This window comes from Ruegeria sp. YKSF131 (genome assembly GCF_059612645.1).
The window spans coordinates 1-6,123 of sequence record NZ_JBXWQZ010000109.1 but is presented as its reverse complement, the minus strand read 5'-3'; the positions used below and the strand labels follow the sequence as shown (position 1 = coordinate 6,123).

At 53.2% G+C, this 6,123-nt stretch carries 5 protein-coding genes; 4 read left to right on the top strand and 1 reads right to left on the bottom strand.

The genetic code is table 11. The annotated features are described in order from the left end of the window. Window positions 1-303 precede the first annotated feature (303 nt). Window positions 304-1,311, bottom strand: a complete 1,008-nt coding sequence (locus AC2FLZ_RS21530; protein WP_496882754.1) for a helix-turn-helix domain-containing protein — start codon at window positions 1,309-1,311, stop codon at window positions 304-306. Between the two features lie 117 nt (window positions 1,312-1,428). Here AC2FLZ_RS21530 and AC2FLZ_RS21525 point away from each other — a divergent pair, with 117 nt between their 5' ends. From AC2FLZ_RS21525 to AC2FLZ_RS21510, 4 genes are all read left to right on the top strand, one after another. Then, window positions 1,429-2,841 carry an amidohydrolase family protein gene (locus AC2FLZ_RS21525; protein WP_234900806.1) on the top strand — a complete coding sequence of 471 codons (1,413 nt, stop codon included), beginning with the start codon at window positions 1,429-1,431 and terminating at the stop codon, window positions 2,839-2,841. Window positions 2,842-2,867: 26 nt separating this feature from the next. Beyond that, complete coding sequence (locus AC2FLZ_RS21520; protein ID WP_170337125.1) at window positions 2,868-3,632, top strand: DUF3299 domain-containing protein; 765 nt, start codon at window positions 2,868-2,870, stop codon at window positions 3,630-3,632. Continuing rightward, the gene (locus tag AC2FLZ_RS21515; protein WP_170337128.1) at window positions 3,629-4,807 is read left to right on the top strand and encodes a carbohydrate porin; all 1,179 of its coding nucleotides are present in this window, start codon (window positions 3,629-3,631) and stop codon (window positions 4,805-4,807) included. Before AC2FLZ_RS21520 ends, AC2FLZ_RS21515 begins: the two co-directional genes overlap by 4 nt. 114 nt (window positions 4,808-4,921) lie before the next feature. Continuing rightward, window positions 4,922-5,302: a hypothetical protein gene (locus AC2FLZ_RS21510; RefSeq protein WP_170337130.1), complete on the top strand. Its 381-nt coding sequence runs from the start codon at window positions 4,922-4,924 to the stop codon at window positions 5,300-5,302. Window positions 5,303-6,123 lie beyond the last annotated feature (821 nt).

The window sequence follows — 6,123 nt, the reverse complement described above, 5'->3', positions numbered from 1 at the left end:
ACGCTTGCGCTTCCTGTCTCGGTCCCATCATGGCTGATCCCTCCCTTTAGGAAGAATTGAATCAGCAACTTACCAACCGATCAAGCCCGAGTTTTTCAACAAAATAAGCCCGAAGCGGACCTTCGCAACCAAGCTTTGCTAACTCCGAAATACACAACGAAACGGCCAGTTGCAGAGGTTGTATCGGCGGTGGCAACCAACCATTCATGTCGTCGACTAACCTGTTCAACGTCGCACTACAACTTCTCCGAACTGATCCCACGAGGACCTAATCTTCGAAGCGTTCATTTGGCTCGACCACATTTACTTGCTTCGGAACTTGGTCGGTGTCATTCCGGTCTGACCTCGGAAAAAGCGAGTGAAATGGGACTTGTCAGAATAGCCGAGCATCAGTCCGATCTCTGCAATTGTCATCTGGTTTTGTTTGAGGTGCTCCTTGGCGACATCGATACGCAGCCGTTTGATTTCGCGCGGTAGCGTTGTGCCTTGTTTTTGAAGCGCTTTCAGAAACCGTTCCGGTTGTATTCCCAGCATTCCAGCCACCATCTCTGGTCCCAAATCGGTTTCATCCAGTTTGTCGCGTAAGACAGATCGCAAAGCTGCCACCACGGTTACTTCTTCATCTTGTCGAAGTGATGCTATGGGCTTGGCAGAACCCTCAGAGACGTGGTGCAAAAACAACCATTCCACAGGAAAACTAATTTGCATTCCGGGATCAGTCCCAAGGCCAACCTCGATCCCTTTGTAGTCGATAGGCAGCCCATTGATGTATCTGCTTTCCCATCGCACACGGGAAGAGTCCCAGGACTCTCCGACGACGGTCTGCAATAGGCGTACATAGATTGCGGCACCAAAACCGGTCACCTGAATGGGTGGGACGGTTGGTTCCTGTTGCCTCTCGATACGATAAGTCGCTTTGTCTGCTTCAATGACAAGGCTGTGCCGCACAGAATTGGACTCCTGCGGCACGAGCTCAACAAAGCGGGTAAAAAACTCGAACAGCGTTTTTGTAGATTGCAAGGCTTGAGCGAAGGGCAGCCATCCTTGTAGGTCAAACGCTTCCCCTACATTCAGTCCTAGGTATCGATCCCCTGATACTTCTGAGAAAGCATTTACCAAGCCGTAAACCAACTCGGAGTGAACGAACACGGATGGGTTAGTCATCAGTTCAGCTTTCAAGCCGACCTGATCCAATGCTGGTTGCGGATTGATCTTACGTTCGGTGAGATATTGCAGAAAGGGAGCGGCTAAAGAGAGGCGAACAAAGCCCTCGCTATGCTCTCGGGAGGTGGAGTTGAAAGGCAAGCTCATAACCCTTGTTGGATTAGCTTTAAGAAGTGGCCATTTTTGCAGTCACATTCGTACATCCTAATTCAAAAGGGGCAACCGAGCCAATGAATTCCAGACTATAGTTGGCAAAACATGAATATGAAGGGAGTACTTATGTCCGGCTTACGAATGTCTCTTTGCTCGACGGCAATTGTCGCGGCAGTTCTTTCTTTTTCGGCGACCGCGCAGGCTCAGGATCAAGAAGAACCCCAAACGCTGTTTACCAACGTGCATGTCTTCGACGGTGTGAATGAGCAACGCATTGAAAATGCCAGTGTTCTGGTCGAGGGCAATCTGATCAAGTCCGTCTCAACCGATGCCATTGATGCGCCGAGCGCGACGGTTATCGACGGCGGTGGGCGCACTCTGACACCGGGCTTTATAGAGAATCACGCGCACCTGATGCTCATGGGGCCATCGATTGCCGAGATGGAAACCAACTCGACCTGGGAGGATTTCGCCATCCACGGGACCCGGATGGCCGAAATGTACCTGATGCAGGGCTTCACGACCGTTCGCGATGCCGGGGGCGCTGGCGGCGGGCTGCGGCGCGCAATTGACGCCGGCCAGATCGTCGGCCCCCGCTTTTATCCTTCCGGGGCATTTCTCGGAACACGTGGTGGTCACGCCGATTTCGCATCCTTCACATCTCCGCCGGGTGGGGTGACCAACTTTGGGACTCTGAATATGGCCCAACAGGTCAACGGTGTTGACGAAATTTACATGTATGGCCGCAACAACCTGCGCATGGGTGCCACGCAATTGAAGTTCATGCAATCAGGTGGGGTGATTTCGGCATTCGATCCATGGCAGTTGCTCGCCGGTTCGAAAGAAGAGATCGAGGCCGCTGTTCAGGTTGCCAACGAGTACGGCACCTATGTCATGGCACATTCCTACCGCAAAGAAGCGATCATCAATGCCCTGAATGCAGGGGTCAGAACCATTGAACACGGATTTCACTTTGACTGCGAGATTTCTGCTTTGATGAAAGAAAAAGGAGCGTACATCACGACGAACATCACAGCATTTGATCCAGGCCTACTTGATGTTCCTTCCGTGAAAAACAACCCCAACAGTTTGAGGAAGGCCAAATCGGCCTCGGCGACCTTCGAAGCCTACATTCCAAGTATGAAGGAATGCCCGGCGCCGCGCGGTTTCCAAACCGATTGCGTCGGCTCGGTCGAAGCGTGCAACATCCAGATCGCCTACGAGAAACATCTGAATAACCATTTCTTCGGCCCCTATGCGTCGATGGTAACCCTAACTTCGGTAGGTGGCGAGATCGCGGCACTTAGCGGTGATTTCATGAACCCCTATCCGGAAGGCAAACTGGGTGTGATCGAAGAAGGCGCCTATGCCGACATCCTGCTGATAGACGGCAACCCCCTCGAAGACTTCTCTGTCGTTGGAACAGGCGATCAGTGGTTCGGTGCGGACCCGAGGCCGGACAGCCCGGAAACAATCCGCCTGATCATGAAGGACGGTGTGATCTACAAAAACACACTGGATTGACCAGATAAAGCAGCCGGAGAGCATTCATGCGAAATTGGTTTTGCTCCGCAGTATTCGCAGGGTTGGTTTTGTGCGGTTATGATGCTGCGGCGACGCCTGGAACCGCGTTGGACTGGGCAGATCTGCCAGATCCGTCTGCGCAGGTCTTTGATGACCCCTATCGTGAACTCAGCCCCGAACAGTTCGACGATGTTCTTTTCGTTGTGCGTATACGCGGCAGGTTGCAGCAGGAGGTTGGCAGCGCCGAAGAACGGCAGAAATGGCAATTGCTTTTAGCAGAGACCGAAGACGCCTTGGTGTCAGACGGAATTGACGTCGACTGGTTACTCGATCAGCGCGAGGTTGTGACTGAACGTCGAAGAAAGGCTGGAACGAGCGGAAACCCGCAATTCGACGGCAGAACAATCACACTCGCGGGCTTTGCCATTCCTGCTCCAAGCGATCCGGACGGCCGGCCTGTGGCGTATTTGGTGCCAGAAAGAGGGATGTGCAGCCACATGCCTCCACCTCCGCCTAACCAGATGATCCGTGTGCGGTTGAACGGGGACTGGGCGCCTAGCTATTTCCACGAACCCGTTCGGCTGACAGGCACGCTGACTATCGATCCTTCCGTTCATAATATGATGGTTGTGGATGGCCTCATGCCTATGAATGCGACTTTCCAGCTAGAGGCGGAACGTGTCGAAACTCTGGAAACCGAGGCAGACAGGTTGGAATGGAAGCAGCGTGCTGCTGATCGCATCCGCGCGGCAGGAAATCGCAAGACCGGTGGGGCACAGGCGTCAAAATGATAAGACTTCTGGTTGCCGCATTGAGCATTGCATTTGCTGGCGCAGCGTCGGCTCAGGGACTATCCGGGCCATCTTCAGTCGAAGCCGATCTTGCGCCCGGAGACGGGCTCACCGATCCGCAATATCGTTCCGATTTTCCACGCAACATCGCACCGGGTTGGTTTCAGTGGAAAGACCGACTGGCTGAGGGTGGTTTTCGGTTCAACATTGACTACCTGGCATTGGGCCAAACCACGGATGCTGATCTGGGAACCGGCGAAGCAGCCAGCGGAATTGCGCGGTTCTACGGCAGTTGGCAGGCAACTGAACGGGGGTCTCTGACATTCAAGATCGAAGACAGGCACAGTTATACTGACGTTGCTCCGCAATTTCTCGGGCTGGATGGCGGAGCCCTTTCAATCACGGGAACAGCCTTCAATGACAACGGTTTGCTTCTGACCAATTTGTTCTGGACCCAAAGGGCTGAGAATGGGTCGTGGGCGCTGCAAGTCGGCCAGATTGATGTAACGGACTTTGTGGATATCTACGGGTTGGTAAGCCCCTACAGTGGTTTTCAAAACCTGTCTTTCAATACCAACCCGACAATCAACACGCCCAACCAAGGCCTTGGTATTGCCGGTGGGGTAAAGCTGAGCGAGAACCTCTACGCCGTTGCCAGCGTATCAGACGCAAACGCCGACCCGTCCGATCCAAACTTTGATGTGTTTAGCGACGGCAATCTCTTCAAGTCGCTCGAACTTGGGTACACGTCCGGCTTTGATCGCATCTACTTCGACAATATCCATCTGACCCTCTGGCATGCGGATGCGGCTGACGATGGCAGTCGAGCAGAAGATTACGGCGCAGCGTTTTCCGCCGCATGGTTTGTTGACAATAAATGGATGCCGTTCTTCCGTGCAGGGGCCTCGAAGGGAACCGCAGCGCTTTATGAACGGTCGATTTCTGCCGGTCTCGGTTACTATGGTCGCAACACCGATTTGGCCGGTCTGGGCCTAAACTGGGCCGAAGCAAGAGGCATAGATGGCGATCAGTTCACGCTTGAAGCTTTCTACCGCTTTTCAATCTCACCCGGACTGCAGATCACGCCATCGGTACAATTCATTTCCGACCCGCTTCTAAATCCCGATCAGGACCGGATTACCCTGTTCGGTCTAAGAACCCGGATCGTTTTCTAATGCGGGGTGAAGGCAGTCACTAAGGGGTGTGCCAAAGGGCAACTAAGAGAGATCAAGCGCGTGCCGGAATTTTCAACGCCGGTCGAATGAAGTTGGGAAGCAAAGGAACAATCTATGAAGATTGCATACGGAATTCTTGCAGCCTTAGCAGTTGTGTTTTTCATCCTTGGAGGCAGCGATGCCCATGCCAAAGACAACAAGGGTAAAAAGCCGAACAAGGGGGGCAAGAACGGTGATGTCAGCATTCAGATAGAAGACAAACCCGGCAAAGGCCCAAAAGCTGTACCACCTGGACAGATCAAGCGCTACACGCGCGGTGCCAAGCTCCCATCTGACCTGGAGTTCGAGGATATTGGGGACCTTTCCAAATGGAAGCTTGGGGAGCCGGGCAAAGGAAACCGCTACATTCTGGTCGATGACGAAGTCCTCGAAGTTACGAATGACCTGTCTACCGTGGTCGATGCCGTCGGCATCGTCGGTGATCTTCTAAATTAGGCGAAAGTACGATGTTTCAGGGCAAGAACTACCTCGTTTGCCCTGACGCTGGCCGGGGCGATCATTTGTGAACCCCGGCCCAAGTTCAAAACCCGGATCCGAGGCGCTACGATGATAAAGGCCCTTCTTGTTCTTTTTGCGCTTGCTACCTTTTCGTCAGCACGCGCCCTACTCGCTCAGGAAAACGGTGCAACTGAAGTCCCGCAAACAATACGCTTTGAGGGCTATGTATAGCCCAGTCGCGAAGCAGAACTGTCGCCTTTGGTGGACAATGTGGTCAACCGGACTTTGCAAAGTCTGCTTTCTGCGCATCGCTGACCTTGGTGCTGAGTACTGCGGCGCTTCGATGCCGAGGCAGTTCTGCGCCGCTGTTTCAGCTAGACCATTCTCGATTAAATGTTTGATTTGTAGAGCTGCGTAGTTCACCAAGGGTCGATTGAACCCGATACAGCAGATGCGTCATCCGACTAGATGGATGTCACCTGGTGTGAGCGAACGTTTTTCCGGTAGTGTCCCAAACTTAATGCCCTCGATTTCTAGCTTGTCGCGTATCGCAACCAGTTCATCTAACTTGTCACGTTTATGGCCCTTTGCATTACTCAATCCCGCAAAGGGCCTCACTGAGGAACCTGGGGTTCACGCGAAGGTCTGAGATGCGCAGGATGCGGACTTTGCAAAGTTCAAGTCGTTTCCCGAGAGCAGACTATCATTCACTGAACGGCATTGGCAAAACTCGTCCCGAGCTACAGTAGCCTTGAGAGCTAGATGCAGCGAGTGCATTCGGAATTTCCGAGGTCATACTACCGAATGCAGCGCCTTCG

Coding starts and splice junctions, on each gene's coding strand:
- AC2FLZ_RS21525 (WP_234900806.1), top strand. CDS start 1,429: ATGAAGGGAGTACTTATGTCCGGCTTACGAATGTCTCTTTGCTCGACG.
- AC2FLZ_RS21530 (WP_496882754.1), bottom strand. CDS start 1,311: ATGAGCTTGCCTTTCAACTCCACCTCCCGAGAGCATAGCGAGGGCTTT.
- AC2FLZ_RS21510 (WP_170337130.1), top strand. CDS start 4,922: ATGAAGATTGCATACGGAATTCTTGCAGCCTTAGCAGTTGTGTTTTTC.
- AC2FLZ_RS21515 (WP_170337128.1), top strand. CDS start 3,629: ATGATAAGACTTCTGGTTGCCGCATTGAGCATTGCATTTGCTGGCGCA.
- AC2FLZ_RS21520 (WP_170337125.1), top strand. CDS start 2,868: ATGCGAAATTGGTTTTGCTCCGCAGTATTCGCAGGGTTGGTTTTGTGC.